The 25,737-nt window shown below is 67.1% G+C and carries 25 protein-coding genes; 11 read left to right on the forward strand and 14 right to left on the reverse strand.

The annotated features are described in order from the left end of the window. Positions 1-14 precede the first annotated feature (14 nt). Complete coding sequence (locus tag AL755_RS19595; protein ID WP_192841641.1) at positions 15-716, reverse strand: demethylmenaquinone methyltransferase; 702 nt, start codon at positions 714-716, stop codon at positions 15-17. Positions 717-830: 114 nt separating this feature from the next. On the opposite strand from AL755_RS19595, the gene AL755_RS19600 reads away from it, so the two are divergent. The 4 genes from AL755_RS19600 (at position 831) to AL755_RS19615 (ending at position 5,128) form a co-directional block, all read left to right on the forward strand. Next, positions 831-2,201: an isochorismate synthase gene (locus tag AL755_RS19600; protein ID WP_054012440.1), complete on the forward strand. Its 1,371-nt coding sequence runs from the start codon at positions 831-833 to the stop codon at positions 2,199-2,201. A 213-nt stretch (positions 2,202-2,414) separates the two neighbouring features. Next, positions 2,415-3,350, forward strand: coding sequence for an ABC transporter substrate-binding protein (locus AL755_RS19605; protein ID WP_054012441.1), 936 nt, complete (start codon positions 2,415-2,417; stop codon positions 3,348-3,350). Positions 3,351-3,353: 3 nt separating this feature from the next. Continuing rightward, positions 3,354-4,328 carry an amino acid ABC transporter permease gene (locus tag AL755_RS19610; protein WP_237762558.1) on the forward strand — a complete coding sequence of 325 codons (975 nt, stop codon included), beginning with the start codon at positions 3,354-3,356 and terminating at the stop codon, positions 4,326-4,328. Then, on the forward strand, positions 4,325-5,128 hold the full coding sequence (locus AL755_RS19615; protein ID WP_054012442.1) for an amino acid ABC transporter ATP-binding protein: 804 nt from the start codon (positions 4,325-4,327) through the stop codon (positions 5,126-5,128). The genes AL755_RS19610 and AL755_RS19615 overlap by 4 nt, the downstream gene beginning before the upstream one ends. 54 nt (positions 5,129-5,182) lie before the next feature. Here AL755_RS19615 and menD read toward each other — a convergent pair whose 3' ends face one another. Next, entirely contained in the window at positions 5,183-6,964 is a 1,782-nt protein-coding gene (menD, locus tag AL755_RS19620) for a 2-succinyl-5-enolpyruvyl-6-hydroxy-3-cyclohexene-1-carboxylic-acid synthase (protein ID WP_054012443.1), read from the reverse strand. Positions 6,965-7,127: 163 nt separating this feature from the next. Here menD and AL755_RS19625 point away from each other — a divergent pair, with 163 nt between their 5' ends. Together AL755_RS19625 and AL755_RS19630 are read left to right on the forward strand one after the other, a co-directional pair. Continuing rightward, entirely contained in the window at positions 7,128-7,973 is an 846-nt protein-coding gene (locus AL755_RS19625) for an SGNH/GDSL hydrolase family protein (RefSeq protein WP_054012444.1), read from the forward strand. Positions 7,974-8,082: 109 nt separating this feature from the next. Further along, entirely contained in the window at positions 8,083-8,490 is a 408-nt protein-coding gene (locus tag AL755_RS19630; protein WP_150117188.1) for a hypothetical protein, read from the forward strand. 19 nt (positions 8,491-8,509) lie between these two features. On the opposite strand, the gene AL755_RS19635 is transcribed toward AL755_RS19630, so the two are convergent. Continuing rightward, positions 8,510-9,484 carry an o-succinylbenzoate synthase gene (locus AL755_RS19635; protein WP_054012446.1) on the reverse strand — a complete coding sequence of 325 codons (975 nt, stop codon included), beginning with the start codon at positions 9,482-9,484 and terminating at the stop codon, positions 8,510-8,512. A 59-nt stretch (positions 9,485-9,543) separates the two neighbouring features. On the opposite strand from AL755_RS19635, the gene AL755_RS19640 reads away from it, so the two are divergent. After that, positions 9,544-10,446, forward strand: coding sequence for a phosphatase PAP2 family protein (locus AL755_RS19640; protein ID WP_054012447.1), 903 nt, complete (start codon positions 9,544-9,546; stop codon positions 10,444-10,446). Positions 10,447-10,750: 304 nt separating this feature from the next. On the opposite strand, the gene AL755_RS19645 is transcribed toward AL755_RS19640, so the two are convergent. Genes AL755_RS19645 through AL755_RS19665 form a run of 5 tightly spaced genes read right to left on the reverse strand, consistent with a single transcriptional unit; the run spans position 10,751 to position 16,551 of the window. Continuing rightward, positions 10,751-11,947: an MFS transporter gene (locus tag AL755_RS19645; protein ID WP_054012448.1), complete on the reverse strand. Its 1,197-nt coding sequence runs from the start codon at positions 11,945-11,947 to the stop codon at positions 10,751-10,753. Between the two features lie 47 nt (positions 11,948-11,994). Beyond that, positions 11,995-12,723 (reverse strand): MBL fold metallo-hydrolase, encoded by a 729-nt coding sequence (locus AL755_RS19650; protein WP_054012449.1) that lies wholly within the window; start codon positions 12,721-12,723, stop codon positions 11,995-11,997. A 29-nt stretch (positions 12,724-12,752) separates the two neighbouring features. Next, a complete protein-coding gene (locus tag AL755_RS19655) occupies positions 12,753-14,309 on the reverse strand; it encodes a 2-oxo acid dehydrogenase subunit E2 (protein WP_237762559.1) in 1,557 nt (518 codons plus the stop codon). Beyond that, on the reverse strand, positions 14,306-15,394 hold the full coding sequence (locus tag AL755_RS19660; protein WP_054012451.1) for an alpha-ketoacid dehydrogenase subunit beta: 1,089 nt from the start codon (positions 15,392-15,394) through the stop codon (positions 14,306-14,308). Before AL755_RS19660 ends, AL755_RS19655 begins: the two co-directional genes overlap by 4 nt. Continuing rightward, a complete protein-coding gene (locus AL755_RS19665; RefSeq protein WP_054012452.1) occupies positions 15,391-16,551 on the reverse strand; it encodes a thiamine pyrophosphate-dependent enzyme in 1,161 nt (386 codons plus the stop codon). Before AL755_RS19665 ends, AL755_RS19660 begins: the two co-directional genes overlap by 4 nt. A gap of 283 nt (positions 16,552-16,834) precedes the next feature. Here AL755_RS19665 and AL755_RS19670 point away from each other — a divergent pair, with 283 nt between their 5' ends. The 4 genes from AL755_RS19670 to AL755_RS19685 all read left to right on the forward strand — a co-directional run bounded on the left by AL755_RS19670 (position 16,835) and on the right by AL755_RS19685 (position 20,755). Next, the gene (locus AL755_RS19670) at positions 16,835-17,287 is read left to right on the forward strand and encodes an Lrp/AsnC family transcriptional regulator (protein ID WP_054012453.1); all 453 of its coding nucleotides are present in this window, start codon (positions 16,835-16,837) and stop codon (positions 17,285-17,287) included. Between the two features lie 165 nt (positions 17,288-17,452). Beyond that, complete coding sequence (locus AL755_RS19675; RefSeq protein ID WP_054012454.1) at positions 17,453-19,117, forward strand: APC family permease; 1,665 nt, start codon at positions 17,453-17,455, stop codon at positions 19,115-19,117. Positions 19,118-19,377: 260 nt separating this feature from the next. Then, complete coding sequence (locus tag AL755_RS19680) at positions 19,378-20,151, forward strand: isocitrate lyase/PEP mutase family protein (RefSeq protein ID WP_054012455.1); 774 nt, start codon at positions 19,378-19,380, stop codon at positions 20,149-20,151. A gap of 55 nt (positions 20,152-20,206) precedes the next feature. Further along, a complete protein-coding gene (locus AL755_RS19685) occupies positions 20,207-20,755 on the forward strand; it encodes a hypothetical protein (RefSeq protein ID WP_054012456.1) in 549 nt (182 codons plus the stop codon). Here AL755_RS19685 and AL755_RS19690 read toward each other — a convergent pair. The 6 genes from AL755_RS19690 to paaA all read right to left on the reverse strand — a co-directional run bounded on the left by AL755_RS19690 (position 20,742) and on the right by paaA (position 25,695). Beyond that, on the reverse strand, positions 20,742-21,524 hold the full coding sequence (locus AL755_RS19690; protein ID WP_054012457.1) for an enoyl-CoA hydratase/isomerase family protein: 783 nt from the start codon (positions 21,522-21,524) through the stop codon (positions 20,742-20,744). The genes AL755_RS19685 and AL755_RS19690 overlap by 14 nt on opposite strands. A 212-nt stretch (positions 21,525-21,736) precedes the next feature. Next, on the reverse strand, positions 21,737-22,957 hold the full coding sequence (gene paaE, locus AL755_RS19695; RefSeq protein WP_054012458.1) for a 1,2-phenylacetyl-CoA epoxidase subunit PaaE: 1,221 nt from the start codon (positions 22,955-22,957) through the stop codon (positions 21,737-21,739). Continuing rightward, a complete protein-coding gene (gene paaD / locus AL755_RS19700; protein WP_272946716.1) occupies positions 22,957-23,511 on the reverse strand; it encodes a 1,2-phenylacetyl-CoA epoxidase subunit PaaD in 555 nt (184 codons plus the stop codon). The genes paaE and paaD overlap by 1 nt, the downstream gene beginning before the upstream one ends. A gap of 5 nt (positions 23,512-23,516) precedes the next feature. After that, a complete protein-coding gene (gene paaC / locus AL755_RS19705) occupies positions 23,517-24,353 on the reverse strand; it encodes a 1,2-phenylacetyl-CoA epoxidase subunit PaaC (protein WP_054012460.1) in 837 nt (278 codons plus the stop codon). Further along, positions 24,350-24,682, reverse strand: a complete 333-nt coding sequence (paaB, locus tag AL755_RS19710; RefSeq protein ID WP_054012461.1) for a 1,2-phenylacetyl-CoA epoxidase subunit PaaB — start codon at positions 24,680-24,682, stop codon at positions 24,350-24,352. Before paaB ends, paaC begins: the two co-directional genes overlap by 4 nt. Before the next feature lie 2 nt (positions 24,683-24,684). Further along, complete coding sequence (gene paaA, locus AL755_RS19715) at positions 24,685-25,695, reverse strand: 1,2-phenylacetyl-CoA epoxidase subunit PaaA (RefSeq protein ID WP_054012462.1); 1,011 nt, start codon at positions 25,693-25,695, stop codon at positions 24,685-24,687. Positions 25,696-25,737 lie beyond the last annotated feature (42 nt).

Raw genomic sequence — 25,737 nt, forward strand, 5'->3', positions numbered from 1 at the left:
TGTGCGGGGTTCCTTTAGTTGGTGGCGGGCTTTACCGCGCGGTGCACAGCCACGATGCCGCCGCTGAGGTTCCTGTACGCAACACCGTTCCAGCCGGCCTCGGTCAGCCAGGCGGAGAGGTTGTCCTGGTCGGGCCAGGCGCGGATGGACTCGGCCAGGTACACATAGGCGTCCGGGTTCGAGGCGGTTTTCCGGGCCACGGCCGGCAGGGCGCGCATGAGGTATTCGGTATAGACGGTGCGCCACGGGGCAAAGGTGGGGTGTGAGAACTCGGCCACCACCAGCTTCCCGCCGGGCTTGGTGACGCGCAGCATTTCGCGCAGCGCCTTCTTCGGGTCGATCACGTTGCGCAGTCCGAAGGAAATGGTGGTGGCGTCAAAGGAGTTGTCGGCAAACGGCAGGTTGGTCGCGTCCCCGGCGATGAAGTCGATGTCCGGGCGGCGGCGCTTGCCCACCTTGAGCATGCCAACGGAGAAGTCGCAGGCGACGACGGCGATCCCGGCGTCCGCGTACGGCTCACTGGAGGTGCCGGTACCGGCGGCCAGGTCCAGGACCCGCTGACCCGGGACGGCACCGACCGCATCAACCACAATGCGCCGCCACCGCCGCGTCTGCCCCATGGACAGGATGTCGTTGACGATGTCGTATTTGGGGGCCACGTCGTCAAACATGGCGGCCACTTCTTCCGGACGCTTCTCCAAGGATGCACGGTTCACCCCCATAGTCTCTCAAACTTTGGTCCCATTGGCGCATCGGGGGACACGCTTGTGGGCCATCCCACCGCCGCGCCGCGATTCCGCCCGCCCGCGGGCGAGTAATCTTGACTCATCATGACTGCTTTCCTGGGCACCCCCACGCTGCGCACCCTCACCACGGCCCTGGATGCCGCGTCGCTGGGCGGTGCGTCCGCAGCCACCCCGGCGGACCTACTGGCCTCCTGTGGCCCGGAAACCGATCCCTTGTGCTGGCTGCGGCGCGGCGAGGGGCTGCTGGGCTTTGGCGAGGTCGCCACGTTCTCCGGCACCGGCCCCGACCGCTTTGCCGACGCCGAACAGTGGTGGAAGGCCGTGGTGGACGCCGCCCGCGTCAACGACCCCATCAGGGTCCCCGGCACCGGCGCCCTGGCCTTTGGCTCGTTCGCGTTCTCCAAGACCAGCCAGCACCCGTCCGTATTGATCGTCCCCGCCCTGGCGGTGGGTTTCCGCGACGGCACCGCCTGGCTGACCCAGATCACGGCCGACGGCAGCGCCCCCACGGCCGCTTCCGCCCATGCCCTGCTGCGCTCCTTCCTCACGGGGGCCGCGCCTGCCGACGCGTTGGGCACGTTTGGCGCTTCGGATGGTTCGACGGCGGCGCCCGACTCCGCCGGCACCCTTCGGTCCGGGGCGCTCACCGAGGAGCAGTGGAAGGATTCGGTGGCCGAGGGCGTCCGCGCCATTGCCCGCGGCGGCCTCGAGAAGGTGGTTTTGGCCCGCGACGTGGTGGCCACGTTCGCCGAACCCGTGCAGCGGGTTTCAATCTTGCAACAATTGGTCCGGCTCTATGGCGAATGCTGGACCTACGGAGTGCGCGGTCTGGTGGGCGCGACACCCGAGATGTTGATCAAGGTGGACGGGACCACCGCACAGGCCCGTGTGCTCGCCGGAACCCTCGACCGCGAGGATGAGCCGGAGGGCTCGGTCGGCTTCGCCGCCGACGTCCTGGGCGGTTCCACCAAGCAGCGCCAGGAACACGATTTTGCCGTCCGTTCCCTGACCCGCCAGCTGGCCCCGTTCGCCACCGATCTATCCTTCCCTGCCGAGCCGTTCATCCTTGAACTGCCCAATGTGTGGCACCTGGCCTCCGACGTCAGCGCCGAACTGGCCGACACCGACGGCCACCTGCCCACCTCCCTGGCCCTCGTGGAGGCCCTGCATCCCACGGCCGCCGTGTGCGGAACTCCGCGGGAAGACGCGGGAAAACTGATCCTCGAGTTGGAGAAAATGGACCGCGGCCCCTACGCCGGGCCCGTTGGCTGGCTCGACGGTGCGGGCAACGGCGAGTGGGGCATTGCCCTGCGCGGCGCCGTCCTGGAAACCCCCACCACGGTCCGCCTGTATGCCGGCGCCGGCATTGTGGAGGCCTCCGACCCCACCGCGGAACTGGCCGAAACCTGGGCCAAGTTCCGCCCCATGCTCCAGGCCCTGGGACTGCACGCCTGATCCACTCCCCCGTCATCTGCGGATGGCCGCGCATTTGCGCGCCGGAAATTTATCCTGCAGTCCGGTATTAGAGACAGAAGGGTTAATTTCGGGGTTGCCAAGTCTCGGATAAAGTTGTTCAATAGTAAAATCTCGTTTACCGTGATGCAAATCACAGGCCGCTACACTAGATTTCACTTACTGTGCTCCAGTTCAGAAATAAAGGGTAACTACATGCAAATCTCATCCAGGTTGACCGTTCGCCTTGTCACCGTCGCCGCTGTCGCCGCCTTGGCCCTGACCGGATGCACCACTGCGTCGCAGGACACCCCCAGCGGTGCGCCAGTCAATACGGGAGCCGATGCCTCCTTCGATCCCACCACCGTCGCCAAGGATGACGCCCTCATCGCGATGCTGCCTGCGGCGTTGAAGAGCAAGGCAACCATCGATGTCGGTTCCGATACCTCGTACGAGCCCGCCGAGTTCCTGGACAAGGACGGCCAAACCCCCATCGGCTACGACGTCGATATCGCCAAGGCGATCGCGGCCACCCTGGGCAAGAAGGCCGACGTCCACACGGCGGACTTCTCCTCGATCCTGCCCAAGCTGGGCACCATCTACGACCTGGGCATCTCCTCCTTCACGATCAACCCCGAGCGTTCCAAGGCCGTGAACTTTGTCAGCTACTTCAACGCCGGCGTCTGGTGGGCCGTCCAGAAGGGCAACCCCAAGGGCATCAGCCTGGCTGATTTGTGCGGCAAGAAGGTGGGCGTCCAGACCGGCACGGTCGAGGAGGATCCCGATGTCAAGGACCGCTCCGCCAAGTGCGTGGCCGCCGGCAAGCCCGCCATCACGATCGTCTCGCTCAAGGACCAGACCGACGTCACCACCCGTCTGGTGGGCGGCACGATTGACGCCATGAGCGCCGACTCCCCCATCATCAAGAACGCCCTCGCCAAGACCAACGGCCAGCTGGAAACCCTCGGCGAGGTCTATGACTCCGCACAACAGGGCATTGCGATCGCCAAGTCGGACACCGTGTTTGCCGGTGTCATTGAAAAGGTCATGAACAAGCTCATCGACGATGGCACCTACAAGAAGATCCTGACCAAGTGGAACAACGACGAGGGCGCCCTTCCCAAGGCAGTCCTGAACCCGACGGCGGGCTAAACCTTGAGCCGCCTCATCACACACCGCTCCCCCCACGCCGCGGGCGCCGACGTCGACCTGATCCGTTCAGTTCCCGTCCGGCACCCGTGGCGGTGGGTGGGCGCCGCGATCATTCTCCTGGTCCTGATCCTGGTCATCCAGTCGATGACCACCAACCCCAAGTTCTACTGGGGCACCTTCCGGACCTACCTCTTTGATGTCCTGGTCATCCAGGGCGTGGGCTGGACGCTGATCCTGACGGTCAGTTCCATGGTTATCGCCATTGTGCTGGCCATCCTGCTGGCGTTCATGCGGCAGTCGGACAACCCGTTGTTCCGCTACGTTTCCTGGGTTTGGGTCTGGTTCTTCCGTGGCACCCCCGTCTACACCCAGCTGTTGTTCTGGGGCTCCGTGGGCGCCCTGTATCCGAAGATCATCGTCGGCGTGCCGTTCGGGCCCGAACTGTTTTCCTGGGATACGGCCACGGTCATCAACGCGACCGTTGCCGCCATTGTGGGGCTGGGCCTGAACGAATCCGCGTACCTTGCGGAGATCTTCCGGGCCGGGCTCAAGTCGGTGGACAACGGGCAGATGGAAGCCGCCGAGGCCCTGGGCATGCGCCGTTCCAAGGTCATGTGGCGGATCATCCTGCCGCAGGCCATGCGCGTCATCATCCCGCCCACGGGCAACGAGACGATCGGCATGCTCAAGACCACCTCGCTGGTGCTGGCAGTGCCGTTCACGCTGGACCTGACGTTCGTCACGAACGCCCTGGCAAGCCGCACGTTCCTGCCCATCCCGCTGCTCATGGTGGCCGCGTTCTGGTACCTGGTTATCACCTCGGTGCTGATGGTGGGCCAGTACTACATTGAACGGCACTTTGGAAAGGGCGTGGACAACGTCATGAAGGCGCCAGTGAAGGCCACGGCCGCCGTCGCCGCAGCCCACGCGAATCCGGTGGACCCCGCCGACGGAACCACGGAAGGCGGCCAGTCATGACGGACACCGCTGCACTTAGCAAAACCGAAACGACCCGCACCAAGCCGCTCGTGGAAATCCAGGGCGTGCACAAGCTGTTCGGCGACCACCACGTACTCAAGGGCATTGACATGACCGTCCAGCAGGGCGAGGTCTCGGTGATCATTGGTCCGTCCGGTTCCGGCAAGTCCACGCTGCTGCGTTGCATCAACCTGTTGGAGACCATCAGCGCTGGGCGGATCTACGTCCATGACGACCTCATCGGGTACCGCGAGGTCAACGGCAAGCTGCACGACCTGAACACCAAGCAGATCGCCGCCCAGCGCCGGGAAATCGGCATGGTGTTCCAGCGCTTCAACCTGTTCCCGCACAAGACCGCGCTGCAAAACGTGATCGAGGCGCCCACGCAGGTCAAGCGCCAGTCCAAGACGGCGGCCCGGGTCAAGGCCCTGGAATTGCTGGAGATGGTGGGCCTGTCCGACCGGGCCAACTTCTACCCGGCCCAGCTCTCCGGCGGACAGCAGCAACGTGTCGCGATCGCCCGGGCCCTGGCCATGGAGCCGGAGTTGATGCTCTTCGACGAGCCCACCTCCGCCCTGGACCCTGAGCTCGTCGGTGACGTGCTGGAGGTCATGAAGAACCTTGCCAAGTCCGGCATGACCATGATCGTGGTGACCCACGAGATCGGCTTTGCCCGCGAGGTGGGCGACACCCTCACGTTCATGGACGGCGGCGTGGTGGTGGAAAGCGGCAACCCGCGCGAGATCATCGCCAACCCGCAGCACCACCGGACCAAGGAGTTCCTCAGCCGCGTGCTGTAGCTAGTGCAATTAGGTGGCGGGGCTGGTGATTCACCGGCCCCGCCACCTCTGTTTCTACAGGGTGAGCGCCTTGTGGATCCGGGCGTGGAGATCGCGCAGGCCGTCCCGGGTTGCCGCGACTTCGACGATGCTCCGGCCCGCGACAGGTGCCTCGAGCGCCTCCGTGAGCTCCGCCGTCGTGCGGGCCACCGTGTGGCGCCACCCGTAGGCGGCGGCAAGGGCGGCAACGTCAACGGCGTGCGGGGTGCCGAAGAAGCGTTCGACGGCGGCCGCATAGTTGGGTGCCTGCGCCAGGGCCCCGTGTTCCAGGACGGAGAAGATCCCGCCGCCGGCATCGTTTAGGACAATGACCTGGACATCGGCCGCGGGCTCGCCCGTGCCGAGCAGGAGGGCGCCGGCGTCGTGCAGGAACGTGACGTCGCCCAGCAGCACGCGGGCCGGGGCGCCCGTGCCCAGTGCGATTCCGGTGGCCGTGGCAAGCGTGCCGTCAATGCCGGCCAACCCGCGGTTGGCGAACGTCCGCACCAGCGAGCCGGACTCCCCGGCGGCGGGCAACCCGGCGGCGGGGCGGCCGGCCAGGTCCACGTCGCGGACCGGGTTGGAGGAGCCGAGCATGAAGTTGCCGGGTGTGCCGTCCTGTTCATCCCGCTGGATTCGTTCCCACACCAGGCGGGCCACGGCCGGTCCGCTCAGGGTCCCGGGCACGGCGGCCTCCGCCAACACGGCGTCCAGGGCTGCTTCGGCCAGGCCGGCGGCCTCCTGCCAGGCGGCGAGCCAGCCGTCGGGACCGTGGCCGGCAAAACCCACCACCTGGTCCCATTGCGTGAGCACCAGTTCGGGGCGGCGACCCGCCTCAAACCAGGCCACGGGATGCGGCAGGTACAGGGCTCGCTCCACATCGGTGCGGGCCAGCAGCCTGGCCACGGGGCGGGAAAGCGTGGGCCGGCCAAACACGACAACCCGTTCGATCGGCTGCGCACTGTCCGGGCCAAACTTCTCCAGCAACAGGCGGTACGGGCCCACGGCATTGGGGCCAAAGCGGGCGTTCGACGACGGCTCGGCCAGCAGCGGCAACCCCAGGGTGCGGGCAAACCACTCGGCCGCGGGGCCGGCGTCGTGCCCGGCGAGGACCACAGTGCGGTGGCTCGACGACGGCAGCGGCGGGCGGCCATTGGTGGTTTCGACAGGCTCAATCACCGGATCATGCCCAACCACCGGGCCGGACGGGGTTTCGACAGGCTCAATCACCGAAACCGGCTCGTCCACCGGGACATCGACCACCGGCATCAGGCGTTCCCATTCGGAACCGTCGAGCGCCGGGGTCAGGGGGTCGCGGAAGGACAGGTTGACTTGTGCCGGGCCTGCCGGGATCCCTTCCAGGCGTCCCCGCGCAGCGCTGAGGGCCGTGGCAATGGCGCTCGTGGGGTCCGTCCCGGCGGCCACATCGGTGGCGAACCGCACGTGCTCGCCAAACAGGTCCAGCTGGGCGGTGGTTTGGTTGGCCCCGGTGCCGCGCAATTCCGCCGGGCGGTCCGCGGAGAGCACCAGCAGCGCCGTGCCGGCATGGTTGGCCTCCATGACGGCGGGCATCAGGTTGCCCACGGCCGTTCCCGAGGTGGTCAGCACGGCGGCGGGGCTGCCCGAGCCCTGGGCGAGTCCCAGCGCGGTGAAGCCGGCAACCCGTTCGTCGATCCGCACGTGCGTGGTGATCCGGCCGTCGGCCTCGGCCTCCGCAAGGGCGTAGACGAGCGGGGCGCTGCGCGAACCGGGCGCCACCACAATGTGGCGGACTCCGGCGCGTTCCAGCGCATCCACCACGTAGCGGGCGGTGTCCATGGAATTCAGTAGTGTCACGCAACCATCTAATCACCCGCCCCGGCCAAGCAGCACGGACGCCGGTTTTCCCGGGGCGCCCGCGCTTCCGACTCCGGGGGCAAGGAAGTCACTTTGCGTGGTTATAGTGTCGGTGGGAGCACCACACCAAGATAAGGACCAACGAATGCATCGCGGCACCACCATCCGCAGCTGGGCGTCCGTCCTCGCCTGCACCCTGGCCCTGGCGGGTTGCGGATTCGGCGCAGCCGGCGGGCCGGCCCCCGTGATGTCACCGGCGGCCACCGGCACGCCAACCACGACGCCGGCCACGCCCTTCACTGCGGGCGCCGCGTTGCCACCGTCCCCACTTCCGGCCGGCACCAAGTACCTGAACCCGGCTTCCGGCCGCACGGAAGTGATTGACCCGGCCATCACCCGTTCCGCCGTCCTCATTGGCGACTCCCAATCCGGCGGGGCAGCCGGGGTGAAGTCGGCGGACACCTGGGTGGTGCGGGGGCTGGCGGCCCAGGGTTACACGGTGCGCTTTGAGGGGAACGGCGGCACCGGTTTTGTCGCCAGGACGTCCAAGGCGGCGAACTATCCGACCGGGCTGGAAAGCGGCAAGACCCTGCTCCCGTACGGCAATCCCGCGCTGGTCGTGGTCCAGGGCGGTGGCAACGACGCCTCGCAGGGCGTTGCCGATGATGCGATCCTGGCCAATGCCGCCCGCCTCCTCAAGGACTTGAAGGCGAGCTATCCGACGTCGAGGTTCCTGTTCATCGGCACCCTCGCCAAGGGCGCCACGCACGGCGGCGGCCGGCGCACCCACGTGGATTCCCTGCTGGCCGGTTTTGCGAAGCGCAACGGACTGCCCTTCGTCAGCGTCGGCGACTGGCTGACCCGCTACGGGGTGGCCGGGTCCCTCGCCGACGCCGTGCACCTGAATGAAAGCGGCCACCAGGTGCTGGCCAGGGTGCTGGCCAAGCAGCTCGCGGCCATGGGCCTCAGGGGCCCCGCGGCGGCCAAATAGGGGCGGCCGCACCCGCGGGCGCCTTGACAGCCGGCTCCGGCGACTGGCAGGGTCGGGGCATCGGCAGGTCACGGCAATTGGGGGAAAGTGATTCATGATGTCCGGCAACATGTCTTACAAGCAACGGCTCAGGTGGCGCTCAGCCACGAAGGGCGCACCCCTGGCCTGCGCGTTCCTGCTCATGGCCGCTTACGCCACTCTTGGATCGCTCAGCACACGGTGGACGGAGATCCCCACAACCCTCATGATCCTTGGAGTCTTTGCGGGATCTTACGTGGTGGCTCCGCGCCTGCCCCAATGGCAGGACCGTCTGGAATTCTCCCGGTGGCATTCGAGACCGGACACCGGAACGGGTTTTGAAATTTTTGCCACTGTCGTGATGGTTGCACTACTGGTGTTTTGCGTCTCTTCGATGGTCATCGGCGCCCCGGCACCATGGATGTCCCTTGCCGCCATCTGGGCCGGCGCCGTCGGCTTCGGTTGGCTGGTTATTCGCCGCAACCCGGGGTTTCGGTAACCTCACAACCGCAGGCTCGCTACAGCAGCGCGTGGCAGCGGCGCAGGCGTGCCAGCCACCAATCGCGCCGCTCCGCGGGCGCGGCAAAGCGGGCCAACAGCTGCGGATCCGCGGCCACGTCCCGCACTGCAATCCCGCCGGACACCGCCACGAGCGGCCGGGCGGCCACGTCCCCGGCCATGAGCGAAACCGTCCCGAGCCCGCACGCATAGGGCAGCTCGGGCAGGGCCGCGGCCAGCGCCAGCCCGGCGCGGATGCCCACCGAGGAGTCAAGGGCTGAACTGACGACGGCGGGCAGGCCGGCTTCGGCGACAATCTCCAGAGCCCGCCGCACGCCTCCCAACGGCGCGGCCTTGACCACCAGCAGGTCCGCGGCGCCGGCCCGGGCGACGGCCAGCGGGTCGGTGGCCTTGCGCACGCTTTCGTCGGCGGCGATCAATACGGAGCCGGCAAGCTCGCGCCGCACGGCGGCAAGCTCGGGAACGGAGGCAACGGGCTGTTCGGCGTATTCCAGGCCAAAGGCGCTCAGCATCCGCAGGGCCCGCACGGCCGTCTCCACATCCCAGCCGCCGTTGGCGTCCACCCGGATCAGAGCGTCGGGCAGCAGATGGCGCACGGCACCCACCCTGGCGGCGTCCTCGGCCAGGGACTGCCCGGCCTCGGCCACCTTGATCTTGACCGTCTGGACGGCGTCAAAGGCGCCCAGCACTGCCGGGACCTCGGCGGCGGAGACGGCCGGGACCGTGGCGTTGACGGGAATCCAGTCCCGCACCGCCTCGGGGTAGCCCAGCCAGCCCGCTTCCAGGGCCGCGGCGAGCCACCTGGCCGCTTCGACGTCGTCGTACTCCACGAACGGGGAAAACTCGGCCCACCCGGCGGGGCCGTCCAGCAGGAGGATCTCCCGGGCCAGCACGCCGCGGAATTTCACCCGCATGGGCAGGGTCACCACGTGGGTGCGGGCAAGAATTTCCTCAAGGTCCACGGTGTCAGGCATGAATTCACTGTAGCGCCGCCGCCAGCTTCTTCCCATGAATCTGTGGGAACCTAGTTTGGATGAGTACGCACGCCCACAGTTCCCGCCGCGGAACCCGCCCGCACGGACGCGCCCCCATTTCCGCTGCCCCCTTCATTGTTGCGGCCCTGGCCTGTGTGGCCGGGCTGGTGGCGACCTATACGTTTTTTATCAAGAGCACCCGCGGGCAGTTCATCGATGAATCGGCCCTGGTCCAGGCAGCCGTGGCCCGGCGCATCATTGGCGCCCAGACCTCGCAACTGCTCGACTTCCTGCCGGTCACCTCGGTGGTGATCGCCGTGGTCGTGGTGCTCTTTGTCACGCTTGCCCGGCGCCGCTGGAAGGCCGCGGGCATTGCCCTGGCGGCCATGGCTGCCGCCAACCTGACCACCCAGCTGATCAAGGCCAGCCTGCCCGACAGGCCCGACGTCGGCATCGCCACCCTTGCGCTGAATTCGCTGCCGTCGGGCCACAGCACGCTCGCGGCGAGTGCCGCGGCCGCCGTATTCCTGGTGGTCTCCCCCCGCTGGCGGCCGGCCGCCGCTTTTGTGGGCGGCAGCTACGCCATCCTGGCCGGCGTCTCCACCCTGATCAACCAGTGGCATAGGCCGGCCGACGTCCTGGCCGCGTTCTTCGTGGTTTCTTTTTGGGCACTCGCGGCGGGCCTGCTGATCCTGCGGACCGGTCCGGGGTGGAACGTGTGGCTGGGGTCCGGCGACCACTGGGCATCACGGCGCAGATGGGTTGGCACGGCGGCGGTTGTTGCGGTACTTGCCGCGGCGGCAACGCTCTTGATCCTGCGGGCCGAGGTGGGGCACAACCAAACCAGCACCACGGGCTATTTCCTGGCCGGCGTGTGCCAGATCGTTGTGGCCGGATACGGCGTGACGGCGGCCGGAACACTGTTCATGACCCGCCAGGTCAAGGCCCGGAAACGGCGTTAGCATTCCGGCTCAGCCAAGTGCCCGGCGCTCTCGCGACAGCCCGGCAGCGATGGGCGCTCACGGCTCCGTCAGGAGCGGGCGGCCATCAGCGGTGCAGCCAGGGCCCGGGCCACGACTTTTCCCCGACGACCCATCCGGTACGTAGTATGCGTTTGGGCCGCCCGGCCCAGCGCGCGGACACCTTGCGCGGCGATTCCCGCAAAGCCTGTCGGAGTGCCACGATTCGAGTGTTCATGGTCCCATCGTTCGCGGAACCACTCCGGGCGTCAAGAACTATTTTGGGGCGTACCGAAAAACCCCCGGTTTAGCGGTGCTGCGGCTTGTTCCGCGGCACCGAATACCCCAGCACGGCCGCCGCCGCCAAGCCCAATAGCCCCGTGACGGCCACCCCGAACGACAACGTCACGGCGGCCGTCAATCCGGCGAGGATGGCCGGGCCGCTGGAGCCGCCGGCGTCGGCCAGGAACCGCCAGATCCCCAGGAATTGGGCGCGCCCGTGCCGGGGCGAATAGTCCGCGCCGAGGGTCATGATCAGGCCCGAGCCGATGCCGTTGCCAAAACCGATGAGCATCGCCACCAAAAGCAGCGACACGGCACCCGTGGTCAGCGGCATCAACAGCAGCGAAATGCCCATGAGCGCCATGGACGGCACGGCCACCCAGATGCGGCCCTTCTTGTCCATGACGCGTCCGGCCGGGTAGAACACCAGCATGTCGATGGCGCCGGAGAGGCCGTAGATGAGCGACGTCACGGCGGGGTTGAGGCCCAGGTTGTCGGCCCACAGCGGCACCACCACTTGGCGCGAGGACCGGACGGCGCTGACCAGCAGCACCCCGATGCCCACGGTCAGGAACACGTGCCTGTGCGCCACCATGAGCGAACGAATCGTGGGGCCCGGTCCGCTGGGCGCCGGCCCCTGGCTGCTGACGAGGTCCGGCAGGCTCCAGGCCACGGCACCCGCCCCGGCGACGGCGATCGCGGCCACCCAGTACGCGCCGGACAGGCCCACCAGATGGATCAACAGGGCGCCGATGAACGGGCCGGCAAACAGCCCGATCCGCCCCACCCCGCCCAGCGTGGACATGGCCCGGGCTCGCAAAAAGGGCGGAACTGCTTCGGTCAGGTAGCTTTGCCGGGCCAGGTTGAACACGGCGGACGCGGCACCGATGAGGAACACGCCCAGGCCAAACAGCCACAGATCGTGGGCAAAGACGCACAGCAACAAGGCCACCAGGCTCAGGGTGGCCGCGCCGACCATGCCGACCCGCTCGCCGAACTTTGCCGTGATGATCGACGCCGGGATGTTGCTCACCAGCGAGCCGATGCCAATCAGCGCCACCACCAGGGCCGCACCGGCCAGGGAAGACCCCATGTCTCGGGCGCTCAGCGGGATCACGGGCAGGATGGCGCCTTCGCCGATGCCGAACAACAAGGAAGGCCCAAACGCCGGGATGGCGATGGACCACAGGCTAAAGTCACCGGGTCGGTCGTTTTTACTCACTGGCCCAACTCTAGACCCGGTGCTCCCTCACCCCGTTTTCGACAAGCTCAATCACCGGGACGGGCCCAGTCACCCTGGCCGGCCTCCATACGGTCCGCCATGTGTGCGGCAAATGCCGGCGTGACGGGGCGGCCGTGCCCGGGCACCATGACGGGGTAGTCGGCGCCCATCACGGCAAGGGTCCGCAGCACCCTGATCCAACCGGCGGGGTTGGCGTCCTCGAACTGGGGCTCGGCGCCCTCTTCCAGAATGTCGCCGGCGAACAATACGCCGGGCACGCCCACCAGGAGGTCGCCGTCAGTGTGCGCGGGGCCCAGGGTGAACAGCGTGGCGGTCAGCCCGCCAAGGTCCAGTTCCACTGCTTCCGTGTCCACCAGGTGCGTGGGGATCACCAGTTCGGTGCCCGACCCCTCCCCCGCCGCCATCTCGGGTTCGACGCCGGCCACCGCCGCACGCTGCAACTCCCCCGTCGCGGCGATGTCCCGCCGGGCGGCGGCGTGTGCCCAAATCTCGGTAGCGCCGTGGTCCTTGAAGACGGCGTTACCGAAGAAGTGGTCCCAGTGGGCGTGCGTGTTGGCCACCACCAGGGGCAACGCGGTCACGGTTCGCACGGCCGCCAGGATTTCCGCGGCGTGCCGGGGCCCGCAGCCGGTGTCTATGACCAGCGCACGCTCGGTGCCCACGACCAGCCCGATGTTGACCAGCGCCCTGGCCGCACTGCTGGGCAGCAGGTGGCTGCCGCCGCCGAGGTCCTGCCACTGCGGGGATGTCGTCATGGGTCCTTCCGGGGGTTGGTGCCCCCAGTCTAGAGTTCGGCGAGCGCGGAGGCCGGGTTTTCCATGGCGTCCGCGATGAACCGCAGGAACCCGGCGGCCACGGCACCGTCGCAAACCCGGTGGTCGAACGCAAGGGTCAGTTCGGTCAGTTTCCGCACGCACAGCTGCCCGTCGACGACCCACGGCTTGTCCGTGATCCGCCCGATCCCCAGCATGGCGGCCTCGGGGTAATTGATGATGGCCGCGGAGCCGTCCACGCCGAACACGCCGTAGTTGTTGATGGTGAACGTGCCGCCGCTCAGCTGTGCGGGGCCGGCCTTGCCATCTCTGGCGGTACCGGTCAGTTCGCGGATGGCGCCGTCGAGGGCGCGTGCGCTGCGTCCTTGTGCGCCGCGCAGCACGGGAACCACCAAGCCGCGGTCGGTTTGGGCGGCGAAGCCTAGGTTGATGCCGTCGAACTCCACCACGGTGTCGGTGCCGCCGTCGCTGACCAGCTGGGTGTTCAGCTGCGGGAAGCGGGCCAGCCCGGCCGTGACGAACCGGGCCACGAAGGCCAGGATGCTCGGCGCCGTGCCGTCCTTGGCCTTGAGGCTTGCGCGCAGTTCCAGGAGGGCCGTGGCGTCGACGTCGACCCAGACGGTGGCCTCGGGAATCTCGCGCCGGCTGCGGGCCAGCGCCGTGGCGGCGGCCTTCTTCACGCCGGTCAGCGGCGTGCGGGCCAGCACGTGCAGCCCCGTGCGAGGATCGACGACGCCGGCCCCGCCCGCCTCTGCTGCGTCGGCGTGGTCCGCTCCCGGAGCGGCGACGGGTGCGATCGCGGCCTCGACGTCGCGGCGCAGGATCAGCCCGCCGGCACCGGAACCATGGATGTCGGCGAGTGCCACGCCGTTGTCGTGCGCCATCTTGCGCACCAACGGCGACACCACCAGATGCGCCCGGTGCGGCACAGCAGAAGCGGGCACGGCCGCCGTTACCCCCGACACGCCCAGCAAGTGGCTGCGTCGCGAGGGCCGGGTCCGACCCGGCCCCCCATGCGAAGAAGTCCCATACCCAATCAGCACATTCCCCGACCCTCCAGAGGCAGCCGGTTCGGAGACGGCGACAGGTGAGGTGACAGCGGCAGCCTCGGCGTCGGAAGGCTCCGGGGCCGCCGCCAAAGGTGAGTCAGGCGCGGAGGTGCCCAAAGCAGGAGCAGCGGCCCCTGCCCAGGGTGTGGTGGGCACCGCGGTGGGCCCACTGGCGCGAGGGACCTGGGGCGAGCTTGCGAGTCCCGGGAGCGCCTGGGGACGGGCAGGGGTAGGGGCCGCTTCTCCTGCGGGCACCGCAGCGTCGGAGTCCAACGATCCAAGGGCAGCAACTGAGATCAGCGGCTTGCCGACTTCGAGGGTGTCACCTTCGGCGCCGTGGAGGGTCTCGACGGTGCCTTCGAAGGGTGAAGGCACCTCAACCACGGACTTGGCGGTTTCGACTTCGGCGATGGGCTGGTCGACGTGGATGGTGTCGCCGACGGCGACGAGCCAGGTGACGAGTTCGGCTTCGACGAGGCCTTCGCCGAGGTCGGGGAGCAGGAATACTTGCGGGCTCATGAGTCCTCCCATTGGAGTTCGTCGACGGTGTCCAGGATCCGGTCCACGCCGGGCAGGTAGTACTTTTCCAAGCGCGGGGCCGGGTACGGGATATCGAAGCCGGTGACGCGCAGGATGGGGGCGGCCAGGGAGTGGAAGCAGCGTTCCTGGAGGCGGGCGACGATTTCGGAGGCCATGGAGGCGAATCCGGGGGCTTCGGCGATGACGACGGCGCGCCCGGTGGAGCGGACGGCGGCGGCGACGGTTTCGTCGTCGAACGGGACCAGGGAGCGGACGTCGACCACTTGGAGGGACCGGCCTTCGGCGGCGGCGGTTTCTGCGGCGGCGAGCGCTGCTGCGACGGAGGGCCCGTAGGCGATGAGGGTGGCGTCGGTGCCCTGACGGGCGACGACGGCCTTGCCGATGCTGGTTTCCGCAGCGGCAGCAGTGGCGGCGGGTGCGTACCGGGCGCGGAGGGCGTCCAGGTCCACGGTGTCCTTGGCGAAGTAGAGCTTCTTGGGTTCCAGGAAGATCACGGGATCCTGCGACACAATGGCGTCGCGGAGCATGATGTAGGCGTCCGTGACGGTGGACGGCGTCAGCACGGTCAGGCCGGGCGTGTGGACGTAGTAGGCCTCGGAGGAGTCGCAGTGGTGTTCCACCCCGCCGATGCCGCCGGCGTAGGGGATGCGGATAACCAGGGGCAGCCGGACGCGGCCCTTGGTGCGGTTGCCCATCTTGGCGACGTGGCTGGTGATTTGTTCGAAGGCCGGGTAGGCGAAGGCGTCGAATTGCATCTCGACCACGGGCTTCATGCCGTTCAGGGCCATGCCGGTGGCCATGCCGATGATGCCGGATTCGGCGAGCGGGGTGTCGAAGCAGCGTTCCTCGCCGAATTGCCGGGTGAGCCCGTCGGTGACGCGGAAGACGCCGCCCAGGGTGCCCACGTCTTCGCCGAACACCAGCACGGAGGTGTCCGCCGTCATGGCGTCGGACATGGCCAGGGTCAGCGCCTTGGCGAAGGTGATGGTTTGTACGCCGGTCAGTTCGGGGGCGGGAACCGGCCCGGCGGCCTGCGACTGTGGCTTCTGGGCCATGGTGGTCATCGGAGCGCTCCTTCGAGGTTTGCCGATCCTGCGGCGAGTTCGGCCGCCAGCAGCTGGCTTTGTTCACGCAGCTGCGGCGTCGGTTCGGAATAGACGTAGCGGAAGAGTTCGGCCGGGTCGGGGCTGGTTTCGGTGTTGAGGCCGTCGCGCAGGGTTGCCGCGAGGGTCTCGGCTGCTGCCGCGAACCGTTCGGAATCGGCGGCGCTGAGCAGGCCGGCGTCGTCCAGGTAGGTCTTGAGCCGGCGCAGCGGATCCTTGGGCACCCACTGTGCCACTTCCTCGGCGTTCCGGTAGCGGGTGGCGTCGTCGGCGTTCGTGTGCGATTCCATCCGGTACGTGTGCGCCTCCACGAGGGCCGGTCCCCCGCCGTTGCGGGCCCGGTTGACGGCGTGGCCCAGCACGGCCAACAGGGCGGCGAGGTCGTTGCCGTCCACGCGCTCCCCGGGCATGCCGTAGCCCACGGCCTTGTGGGCCAGGGACGGCGCCACGGACTGGTGGATGAGCGGAACGGAGATGGCGTATTGGTTATTTTGGATCAGGAACACCACGGGCACGTGGAATACGGCGGCAAAGTTCAGGGCCTCGTGGAAGTCGCCTTCGCTGCTGGCACCGTCGCCGCACAGCGCCAGCACCACGGTGTTCTCGCCGCGAAGCTTGGCCGCATGGGCCACCCCGACGGCGTGCAGCAGCTGGGTTGCCAGCGGAGTGGTGGGCAGTGCGGTGTTGTACTGGTGGGGGTCGAATCCGCTGTGCCAGTCGCCGCGCAGGGACTCAAAAACCTCCAGGGGCGCCACGCCGCGGCCCAGGATCGCCACGGTGTCCCGGTAGGTGGGGAACAGCCAATCGCTGCTGCGCAGGCACATGTCGGCGGCCACCTGGCAGGCCTCCTGCCCGGTCGACGACGGATAGACCGCCATCCGACCCTGCCGCACCAGGGCGTTGGCCTGTTCGTTGACGCGCCGGCCCACCACAAGCCGTTCATAGCCTTCCAGCAACACGGCCGCGTCAGGCAAGGAGTAGTTTTCCTTGTAGCCGCCGGCCGTTGCGGGGGTGCCGTCCTGGTCGATGAGCTGGACGGGCGTGGCGGACGGCAGGAGGTAGCCCTCCGCGCGACCGGCATTGCCGGTGTATTCCAAAAATTCCGGGTGATTCGTCATTGAAGTCCCACTCCTCCCGTGGAGTCGCACGCTGGCGGGCCGCCCGGTTTCCGGGGTGGCGGCCATGCGTGCATACAAAGATGTTCCGTGATTTCAGTATGGGATTGGAAGACGTTTCGTCGCCATAACTTGGTGAAAGTCTGGAAGATTGCGAGTAATTGCCATAACCTGAAAGACATAACTGCACTGTGACGGGCGTTACGTAGACAGCTTGTTGGGCACTCGTTCACCAGGGCTCGTTGACCCGCACACCATGCACCCGCCGGCCACCCCAAGGAGAACCATGCCCGATTCCTCCCCCGTTCCGTTGGACGACGTGGACCGGCGGATCATCAAGGAACTGACCGGAGACGGCCGGTTGTCGGTGACCACCGTGGCGGAGCTCGTGCACATCTCCCGGGCGCACGCCTACGCGCGGATCTCCCGGCTCACCTCCACCGGCGTCCTGACCAAGTTCACCGCATTGGTGGACCCGGTCAAGGCCGGGTTGAAGTCCTCCGCCTACGTGACCCTGAAGGTCAGCCAGCATGCCTGGCGGGAATTGAAGGAGGAATTGCGGGCCATTCCCGAGGTGCAACACATTGCCCTGGTGGGCGGCGATTTTGACGTGATCCTGCTGGTGCGGGCCGAGGACAACACGGGCCTGCGGCGGGTCATCTTCGACCAGCTCCAGTCGATGACGGGCGTGCTGGACACCCAGACATTCCTGATCTTCGAGGACCTCGACACGCGCTGATGGCACCCGGAAAGGTAGTGCCAGGCGTTGCCAATATCCCCCCGCCACCTAAACTCGCGGCATTAGACCATGAGTTTGCCATGAATTGCAATGCTTCCATTGACGTTTTTCCCAGCCGCGCGCATTCTGGTGCGGCGGGGGGATTTGAAATTTTGGGAGCAACTCATGACAACCGTGCAAAAAGCTGTGCCGCCCACGGGCTCCACTCCGGGCTTGAAACGTGAAATTGGATTTATCGGACTCCTCTGGGCGTCCACCGGCTCCGTCATCGGGTCCGGATGGCTGTTCGGGGCCAAGGATGCCCTGCAAATAGCGGGTCCAGCCGTCATCATCTCCTGGGTGATTGGCGGTATTTGTATCTTGATTCTGGCCTTGCCCCACGCGGAACTCGGCGGCATGTACCCGGTTTCCGGCGGCACGGCGCGATTCCCGCACTACGCGTTCGGCGGCGCGGTGGGCGCGTCCTTTGGCTGGTTCTCCTGGCTGCAGGCGGCAACCGTGGCTCCCATCGAGGTCCAGGCCATGATCAATTACGCCGGGCACTACGACTTCGCCAAGGGCTGGCTGGTCATCAAGCAAACGGCTTCCGGGCCGCAGCCAACACTGACCTCCAGCGGCCTTGCCGTGGCCATCCTGTTGATGGCGGTTGTCACCGGCGTCAACTTCCTGAGCATCAAGAAGCTGGCAACCGTCAACAGCGCGGCAACGTGGTGGAAGGTCGGCGTACCGCTGGTGACCATCTTCATGCTGGCCGTCTTCAACTTCCATCCCGGCAATTTCACCGCCGCGAACGGCTTTGACCCGGGCGGCGTGAAAGCGATCCTGTCCGCGGTTTCGACCGGTGGCATCGTGTTTGCCCTGCTGGGTTTTGAACAGGCCGACCAGCTGGCCGGGGAAAGCAAGAACCCCAAACGCGACATCCCGCGGGCGGTCATTGGATCCACGATCATTGGCGTGTTCATCTACCTCATGGTGCAATTCGCCTTCCTGGTGGCCCTTCCCGCATCACAGATTGGCAGCACCTGGAAGAATGGCCTGTACACGGCCATGACGGGGCCGTTCGCACAGCTCGCCACCTTGGTGGGCTTCGGCTGGCTGGCGGCCATCTTGTACATTGATGCGATCGTCTCCCCCGGCGGCACCGCACTGATCTACATCACGGCGTCGTCGCGCGTCTCCTACGGCCTGAGCCGCAACGGCTACGTGCCCGTGGCTTTTGAAAAGACCAACAGGTCGGGTGTCCCGTGGGTTGGCTTGATCGCGGCGTTCGTGATCGGCTGCATTTGTTTCCTGCCGTTCCCCACCTGGCAATCGATCGTCGGCTTGATTACCAGTGCCAGCGTGCTCATGTATGCCGGCGCACCCCTCGCGCTGGGCGTGTTCCGGCGAGTTCTCCCCAACGAGGAACGTCCCTACCGGCTGCCGGCCGCCACTATCATGTCGCCCCTGGCCTTCGTGGTGGCGAACCTGCTCATCCTCTGGGCGGGCTGGACCACGGACTGGAAGCTGGGCATCGCCATCCTGATCGGCTACGTGATCCTGGTCGTCAACCGGGTGTTCAAGTTAAACCCGACCAAGCCGCAAATGGATTGGAAAGCCGCCCAATGGCTGCCGGTCTACCTAGTGGGCATGGGAATGGTGGTGTTCCTGAGCGACTTTGGTCCGCTCAAGCACCCCTGGTTCCCCCTGGGCTGGGACATTCTCGCCACCGCCGTGTTCAGCGCCATCATCTACTTCTGGGCCATCCATGTTTCGCTGAGCGCCGAGGAGATCCACAAGATGGTCAATTCCGTGGTGGCGGAGGAGGAACCGTCCCCGGGAGTTGCGTAAGCGGGTTCAATCCCAGGTTCCCGGAAATCGCGCCAGCGATTTACCGGGCCGGGAAGTGGGTGGGGCCACGCTTCCCAGGTTCCCGGAAATCGCGCCAGCGATTTACCGGGCCGGGAAGTGGGTGGGGCCACGCTTCCCAGGTTCCCGGAAATCGCGCCAGCGATTTACCGGGCCGGGAAGTGGGTGGGGCCACGCTTCCCAGGTTCCCGGAAATCGCGCCAGCGATTTACCGGGCCGGGAAGTGGGGATAGGCTCAAATCATGAGCACAGCAAGCAAGGCCACCGAGCTCCTGCGTCTCCACCGGGCGCCGGAAATCCTGCAACTGGCCAATGTGTGGGACGTGATCAGCACCAGGGTGATTTCCGATCTGCCCGGCACGAAGGCCTTGGCTACCGCCAGCCATTCGATTGCCGCCTCCTACGGTTATGAGGACGGCGAGCACATACCGCTCGACACCATGATCGAGGCGGTGGGCCGCATTGCCGCCGCCACCGAGCTGCCCGTCACGGCGGACCTTGAGGCCGGGTACGGGAACCCGGGCGACACCATCCGGAAGGCGATTGGTGTCGGCATTGTCGGGGCCAACATCGAGGACCAGATGCGGCCGCTGACCCAGGCCGTGGCACAGATGAAGGAGGCCGCCGACGCCGGTGCGGCCGAAGGCATCGACTTTGTCCTCAACGCCCGCACCGACGCGTTCCTGCGCGGCGCCGACCGTGACCCGCGGGAAGTCCTGGAGGCCGCCGTCGAACGCGGCCGCGCCTATCTGGAGGTGGGGGCCACCTGCGTCTTTGTGCCCGGAAAACTTGACGAACCGACGGTGCGGGCACTCGTGGCCGGCATTGGCCGCGGCATGGTCAGCGTCATCAACGTGCCGGGGTCGTTGACGCCGTCCAAGCTGGAGGAACTGGGCGTGGCGAGGATTTCCTACGGTCCGTGGATCCAGCGGGTGGCCATGACGGCGATTGCCGACGCCGCGACCGCGCTGATGAACAACGGCGCCCTGCCGGAGGGTACCCGGCCGCTGAACTAACGGGATCTGGACCGGCCGGGAATCCGGCCACAGGTTAATCTGCGACGATGGGGGCATGAAGAGTCATCACGTCGTCAGGGCCGAAGCCGCCGAGACCGCAGTCGCCGCCCTGGAAGCCCCCGCGGTGAATAAGCTGATCTTCGCGGCCGCGGGCCTTGGTGCGATCCTGTCCGCGGTGATGCAGTTCCTGGGCGCCGGGGATCCCGCCCGGATCAGCATGGGCGTGTTTGTTGCCGCCCCGCTGGTCCCGGCCTTGTGCGCCGTCGCCGTTTGGGTGCCGCTGAGTTTCACGAATCGCACGGAGGCGCGCCGCCAGTCGGTGACCGCCGCCGGACTGATGTTCATCCTGGCGCTGATCTTCTTCTTCATCGACTGGTCGGCCCGCTTTGAGCTGAGCCTCTTCTTCGCGGTCATGCTTTTTGCCTGGGGCTCCCGGTTGAAGTTCAAGCCGTTGAAGTGGGCGTCGCTGGTATACGTCCTCATCGCGATTGGCCTGCGCGTGCTGGACGTCCCCGGCGAGGCGTACATCCTGGCGCTGCTGGGTGCGGTGACGGTCGCCTGGCCGTTTGCGCCGCAGCTGCGGCAGCGGCTCACTTCCCGGTAAAGTCCGGCTTCCGCTTGTCCGTGAAGGCCGCGAATCCTTCGGCATAGTCGGCGGTTTTTGACAGCGCCACTTGTGCCTCATTCTCACGTTCGACGGCGTCCCACAGTCCCAGCCGCTGGTCCCGGATCTGTGCCACGAGGGTTTTGCTCGCGTTGAACGCCGTGGTGGGTCCGGTGGCGGCCTTGGCAGCGGCGGCACGGATGAAGTCAAGCAATCCGTCCACCGGCATGGCCCGGCTGAACAGCCCCGCCGCCACCGCGTCCGCGCCACTCATGAGCTCGGAGGAGTAGATGAGATCAAGGGTTCGGTGGGCGCCGAGCCGTTCGGTGAACAGCCAGTGGCCGCCGGAATCCAGCGTGGCCCCGAGGTTGCCGAACGGGGAACCGATCTTCGCATTGTCCGCCACATAGACCACGTCGGTGGCGATCAGCAGGCCCAGCCCCACGCCCAGGCAGGCGCCCTGCGCCGCGGCAAACGTCGGCGCCGGGAAGGTGCTCATCTTGCGCAACAGCGGGGTGAGCAGCCCCTCCAGGTAGGTGCGGGCGTCGTCGTTTGCGCCGTCGACGCCGGCAATGTCCCGGCCGGCGCAAAATGCCCGGCCCTCCCCGCGCAGCAGCAGTGCCCGGACTTCCCCTGTGGCGACGGCAGCGGCGGCCTCGCCGTACGCAGCCTCCAGTTCCCCGAGCCCCGCCTCGTCCAGCGCATTCAGTTTCCCGGGCGCATTCAGCACAATCTCGGCCACGCTGCCGGCAATGGAAAGCTCAATCATGTGGGTTCCTGACAGTAGAAGGGATCTCGACAAGAGAAGGGATCTCGACAAGCTCGATCACCGGACCAGGTGGGACGAGCAGCAAGGCGGCGGGGACGGTGTTTTCGTAGGCTGCGTCAGGGAGGCCGAAGGCCGCCCGCGGCCGACGGCCGGAAAGCAGCCGAGGAAATGCCGTCCCCGCCGCCGGAATCTCGACAAGCTCGATCACCGGGTTAGCCGTCGTAGTCAACGGTGACGGCGTCGGTGGTGGGGCGGGACTGGCAGGTGAGGACGTAGCCGGCGTCGACCTCGTCGGGCTCCAATGCGTAGTTCTCCTCCATTTCGACGCTGCCGGAAACCACCTTGGCCCGGCAGGTTCCGCAGACCCCGCCGGCGCAGGCGAAAGGCACATCGGGGCGCACCCGGAGCGCGGCATTGAGCACGGATTCGCGGGCGTGGGTGGGGCTGAGGACATCGGCCGTGAGTCCGTCGAGGGTGAAGGTGATCTTGTAGTTCTCCTCGGCTTCGTCCACGATGATGGGGCGTCCGGCCTGGCCCTCGGGGCGGTCTGGGCGGCCGGTGGTGAACAGTTCGAAGCGGACGCGGTCCTTGGGGACGCCGCGGGCGGCTAGCACGTCACGGCAGAGCTGGACGAGTTCGAACGGCCCGCACAGGAACCATTCGTCGATGTCGTCGGCGTGGATGGCCGTGCCAAGCAGGGTCTCGAGCTTCTCGGCGTCGAGACGGCCGCTCATGAGCGGGGCGATGCGTTGTTCGCGGGAGAGCACGTGGTGGAGGGCGAACCGTTGCGGATATTTGTCCTTCAAGTCCGCCAATTCCTCCAGGAACATGACGTCCATGGTGGCCTTGTTGGCGTAGACCAGATCCAGGCGGGTGCCCGGATTGCCGGCCAGCAGCGACTTGGCGAGGGCCATGACGGGGGTGATGCCGGAGCCGGCGGCGATCGCCACGTAGCTTCCGGCGTCGCGCGCCATGTCCTCGGGGTGGTTCATGCTGTTGAGCACGTTCTCGACTTGTCCGTCGACTGCGTTACTCTGCTCCCCTTTACCGTGCTTGGAGATGAACGCACCCATGGGGCTCATGACCTCCATGACGGCGCCGGCAGCCAGCTCCGCGTTGGCCCAGGTGGAGAACTCACCGCCAATATCGCGCTTGATCGCGACCTTGATCTCGGAGCTGCCGTCGTCGAACTCCACGGGGGCCGCACAGATGGAGTAGCTGCGGCGCACTTCCCTCTCCACGCCGTCGGCACCGGGCATGTGCATGCGCAGGGCCACGTACTGGCCGGGCAGGTAGTCGTAATAGCCGGCGAGCTCACCGGGCACGGCGAACGTGACCTCGATGGCGTCCTCCGTCAACCGGCGCACCTGGGAGACGGCGAGTTCATGGAAGGAGGCCCGGCGTCGGGCCGCGGCGTCTGCGGGGACGGTCATTAGAGCACCTTGAAGTAGTCGAAGGGTTCCTTGCAGTCCTGGCAGACGTAGAGCGCCTTGCAGGACGTTGAACCGAAGCGGGTGATTTCCTTGGTATTGAGCGAGCTGCATTGCGGGCACTTGACCTGCAGGGCCAGCCGGACGGGGCCGCTGTGGCCGCCGGCGCCGGAGTGCCCGCTGGGGGCGGCGATCCCGTATTCCTCCAGCTTGGCCCGGCCCGCGTCCGTCATCCAGTCCGTGGTCCAGGCCGGTGCCAGCACCAGTACGACGCCGGCCCGCGGGTAGCCTTCCGCGGCAAAGGCGGCGGAAAGGTCGTCACGGATGGCGTCCATGGCCGGGCAGCCGGAGTAGGTGGGTGTGATGGTGACCTGCACGGCGGGCTTGCCGGCGGCGCCGCCGTCGAACACCTCAACGCTGCGCAGGATCCCCAGGTCCGCGATGGTAAGCACCGGGATTTCGGGGTCGCACACGCAGGCGGCAACATCCCAGGCCGCCTGCTGCGCTGTCTTTGCTTGCGCTGTCTTTGCTTGCGCAGTCCTGTCCATGGTGTCCATGGCGGTCACCAGCTGGCCCCGGGGTATTCGCGGGCCAGCACCTGCATTTCGGCCAGCAGGTAGCCGAGGTGTTCGGAGTGGCGGCCGTGCCGCCCGCCACCCGTGGCTGCGGGCGCCGCCGGGACCTCGAGCTCGGCCTCGGCCAGGACTTCCGCCACCGCCCGGTCAAACTCCGCGCGCAGGCTCGACGGCACGACGCCGGAATCGCCCAGGCGCGCCGTCAGGGCGTCGTCCTCGAACAGTTCACCGACGAACGGCCACATCAACGCCAGCCCGGCCACGATGCGGCGGCGGGACTCGTCGGTTCCGCCGGCCAGGCGCAGCACCCACTGGGTGCTGTGGTCGCGGTGGTAGTCCACTTCCTTGACGGCCTTCGCGGCGATGGCGGCCAGCATGGGGTCGGCGGAGCGGGCCAGCTCGCGGTAGAGCGGGAACTGGTAGTTGGCCACGATGAACTGCCGGGCAATGGTGACCGCGAAGTCGCCGTTGGGCTGCTCAAAGAGGTGCGCGGACCGGAATTCGGGTTCGCGGCGGAAGTAGGCGAGATCGTCCTCGCTCTTGTCCCACGCGCTGCCGGCGTAGGTCAGGAAGGAACGGGCATGGCCCAGCTGGTCGAGGGCGATGTTGCCCAACGCAACATCTTCCTCGAGCTCCGGTGCGCGGGAGATCCAGTGGCCCAGGCGCTGGGCCAGGATCAGCGCGTCGTCGCCCAGGCGCAGCGCGTATTCGGCCACATCCTCGCCGGCCTTGGCCGTGCCGGTCTGGGTGGCCAGGGCGATGTCCTCGGGACGGAGGGCGTTGCCGGGGGTGATGCGGGTTGCGGAGGCTGATGCGTCGCTCAAAGGTGCTTCACCCCTTCACTCTTGGTGTAGTACGTGGCGTGCCGGTAATCCTTGCCCTGGGGGGACTCAAAGAAGGAGCCCTTGGAGTCGGGATCGGATGCGGCGATGGCGTCGGAGGGGACCACCCAGATGGAGACGCCTTCGTTGCGGCGGGTATAGAGGTCGCGGGCGTTGCGCAGGGCCATTTCGGCGTCGGGTGCGTGGAGCGAACCGGCGTGGACGTGGCTCAGGCCGCGGCTGGAGCGGACAAAAACCTCCCACAGGGGCCAGCGGTAGGCACCTGCTGCGGCAGCCGGCGTGGTGCTTTCATTCGATTCTTGGGCGCTCATCTTTAGGCTGCTGCTTTCTGTGCGATGGTGGCGAACTGCTTGGCGGCCTGCTTCTCGGCATAGGCGGCGGCCGCCTCGCGGACCCAGGCGCCCTCTTCGTGTGCCGAGCGGCGGCGTTCCAGGCGCTGGGCGTTGCAGGGGCCGCGGCCGGCCAGGACTTCCTTGAATTCCTCCCAGTCCAGCGGACCGTGATCCCACTTTTTGGTGTCTTCGTTGAAGCCGATCTGATCGTCCGGGAGGGTCAGGCCGAGCACCTTGACCTGCTCCACCAGCATGCCCACAAAACGGGAACGGAGTTCGTCGTTGCTGAACCTCTTGATGTTCCACGCCATGGACTGCTTGGAGTTGGGCGAATCGTCGTCCGGCGGGCCGAACATCATCAGCGACGGCGCGTACCAGCGGTTGACCGCGTCCTGCGCCATTTCCTTTTGCGCGGGCGTTCCGTTGGCCAGTTCCAGCAGGATCTCAAAGCCCTGACGCTGGTGGAAGGATTCCTCCTTGCAGACCCGGACCATGGCCCGGCCATAGGGTCCGTAGGACGCGCGGCACAGCGGCACCTGGTTGCAGATCGCGGCGCCGTCCACCATCCAGCCGATGGCGCCCATGTCCGCCCAGGTGACGGTCGGGTAGTTGAAGATGGAGGAATAGCGGGCCTTGCCGGCCACGAGGGCGTCCATCATCTCGTCCCGGGAGGTGCCCAGCGTCTCGGCGGCCGAGTACAGGTACAGGCCGTGTCCGGCTTCGTCCTGGACCTTGGCCATCAGGATGGACTTGCGCTTCAGGCTCGGGGCCCGGGTGATCCAGTTGGCCTCGGGCTGCATGCCGATGATTTCGGAATGGGCGTGCTGGGAGATCTGGCGGACCAGGGAGCGGCGGTACGCGTCCGGCATCCAGTCCTTCGGTTCCACGCGGGAATCCTTGGCGATGATCGCGTCAAAATTCTCCTGCCCGGCGGCGTCTGCCGCAGCCTGGCTCTGCGAGGGCTCTCCCCCGGACTGCACGTTTTGCGCCATGACGTCTCCTCAGATTTCTGCCGATGTATGCGGAATTTAATT

The sequence above is a fragment of the Arthrobacter sp. ERGS1:01 genome (assembly GCF_001281315.1).
Classification (GTDB): Bacteria; Actinomycetota; Actinomycetes; order Actinomycetales; family Micrococcaceae; genus Specibacter.

Coding starts and splice junctions, on each gene's coding strand:
- AL755_RS19600 (WP_054012440.1), top strand. CDS start 831: ATGACTGCTTTCCTGGGCACCCCCACGCTGCGCACCCTCACCACGGCC.
- AL755_RS19605 (WP_054012441.1), top strand. CDS start 2,415: ATGCAAATCTCATCCAGGTTGACCGTTCGCCTTGTCACCGTCGCCGCT.
- AL755_RS19615 (WP_054012442.1), top strand. CDS start 4,325: ATGACGGACACCGCTGCACTTAGCAAAACCGAAACGACCCGCACCAAG.
- AL755_RS19690 (WP_054012457.1), bottom strand. CDS start 21,524: ATGATTGAGCTTTCCATTGCCGGCAGCGTGGCCGAGATTGTGCTGAAT.
- AL755_RS19670 (WP_054012453.1), top strand. CDS start 16,835: ATGCCCGATTCCTCCCCCGTTCCGTTGGACGACGTGGACCGGCGGATC.
- AL755_RS19655 (WP_237762559.1), bottom strand. CDS start 14,309: ATGAGCCCGCAAGTATTCCTGCTCCCCGACCTCGGCGAAGGCCTCGTC.
- paaD (WP_272946716.1), bottom strand. CDS start 23,511: ATGGACACCATGGACAGGACTGCGCAAGCAAAGACAGCGCAAGCAAAG.
- paaE (WP_054012458.1), bottom strand. CDS start 22,957: ATGACCGTCCCCGCAGACGCCGCGGCCCGACGCCGGGCCTCCTTCCAT.
- AL755_RS19635 (WP_054012446.1), bottom strand. CDS start 9,484: ATGCCTGACACCGTGGACCTTGAGGAAATTCTTGCCCGCACCCACGTG.
- AL755_RS19685 (WP_054012456.1), top strand. CDS start 20,207: ATGAAGAGTCATCACGTCGTCAGGGCCGAAGCCGCCGAGACCGCAGTC.
- AL755_RS19665 (WP_054012452.1), bottom strand. CDS start 16,551: ATGACGAATCACCCGGAATTTTTGGAATACACCGGCAATGCCGGTCGC.
- paaA (WP_054012462.1), bottom strand. CDS start 25,695: ATGGCGCAAAACGTGCAGTCCGGGGGAGAGCCCTCGCAGAGCCAGGCT.
- paaB (WP_054012461.1), bottom strand. CDS start 24,682: ATGAGCGCCCAAGAATCGAATGAAAGCACCACGCCGGCTGCCGCAGCA.
- AL755_RS19680 (WP_054012455.1), top strand. CDS start 19,378: ATGAGCACAGCAAGCAAGGCCACCGAGCTCCTGCGTCTCCACCGGGCG.
- AL755_RS19625 (WP_054012444.1), top strand. CDS start 7,128: ATGCATCGCGGCACCACCATCCGCAGCTGGGCGTCCGTCCTCGCCTGC.
- AL755_RS19640 (WP_054012447.1), top strand. CDS start 9,544: ATGAGTACGCACGCCCACAGTTCCCGCCGCGGAACCCGCCCGCACGGA.
- AL755_RS19675 (WP_054012454.1), top strand. CDS start 17,453: ATGACAACCGTGCAAAAAGCTGTGCCGCCCACGGGCTCCACTCCGGGC.
- AL755_RS19630 (WP_150117188.1), top strand. CDS start 8,083: ATGTCTTACAAGCAACGGCTCAGGTGGCGCTCAGCCACGAAGGGCGCA.
- AL755_RS19650 (WP_054012449.1), bottom strand. CDS start 12,723: ATGACGACATCCCCGCAGTGGCAGGACCTCGGCGGCGGCAGCCACCTG.
- menD (WP_054012443.1), bottom strand. CDS start 6,964: ATGGACACCGCCCGCTACGTGGTGGATGCGCTGGAACGCGCCGGAGTC.
- AL755_RS19660 (WP_054012451.1), bottom strand. CDS start 15,394: ATGACCACCATGGCCCAGAAGCCACAGTCGCAGGCCGCCGGGCCGGTT.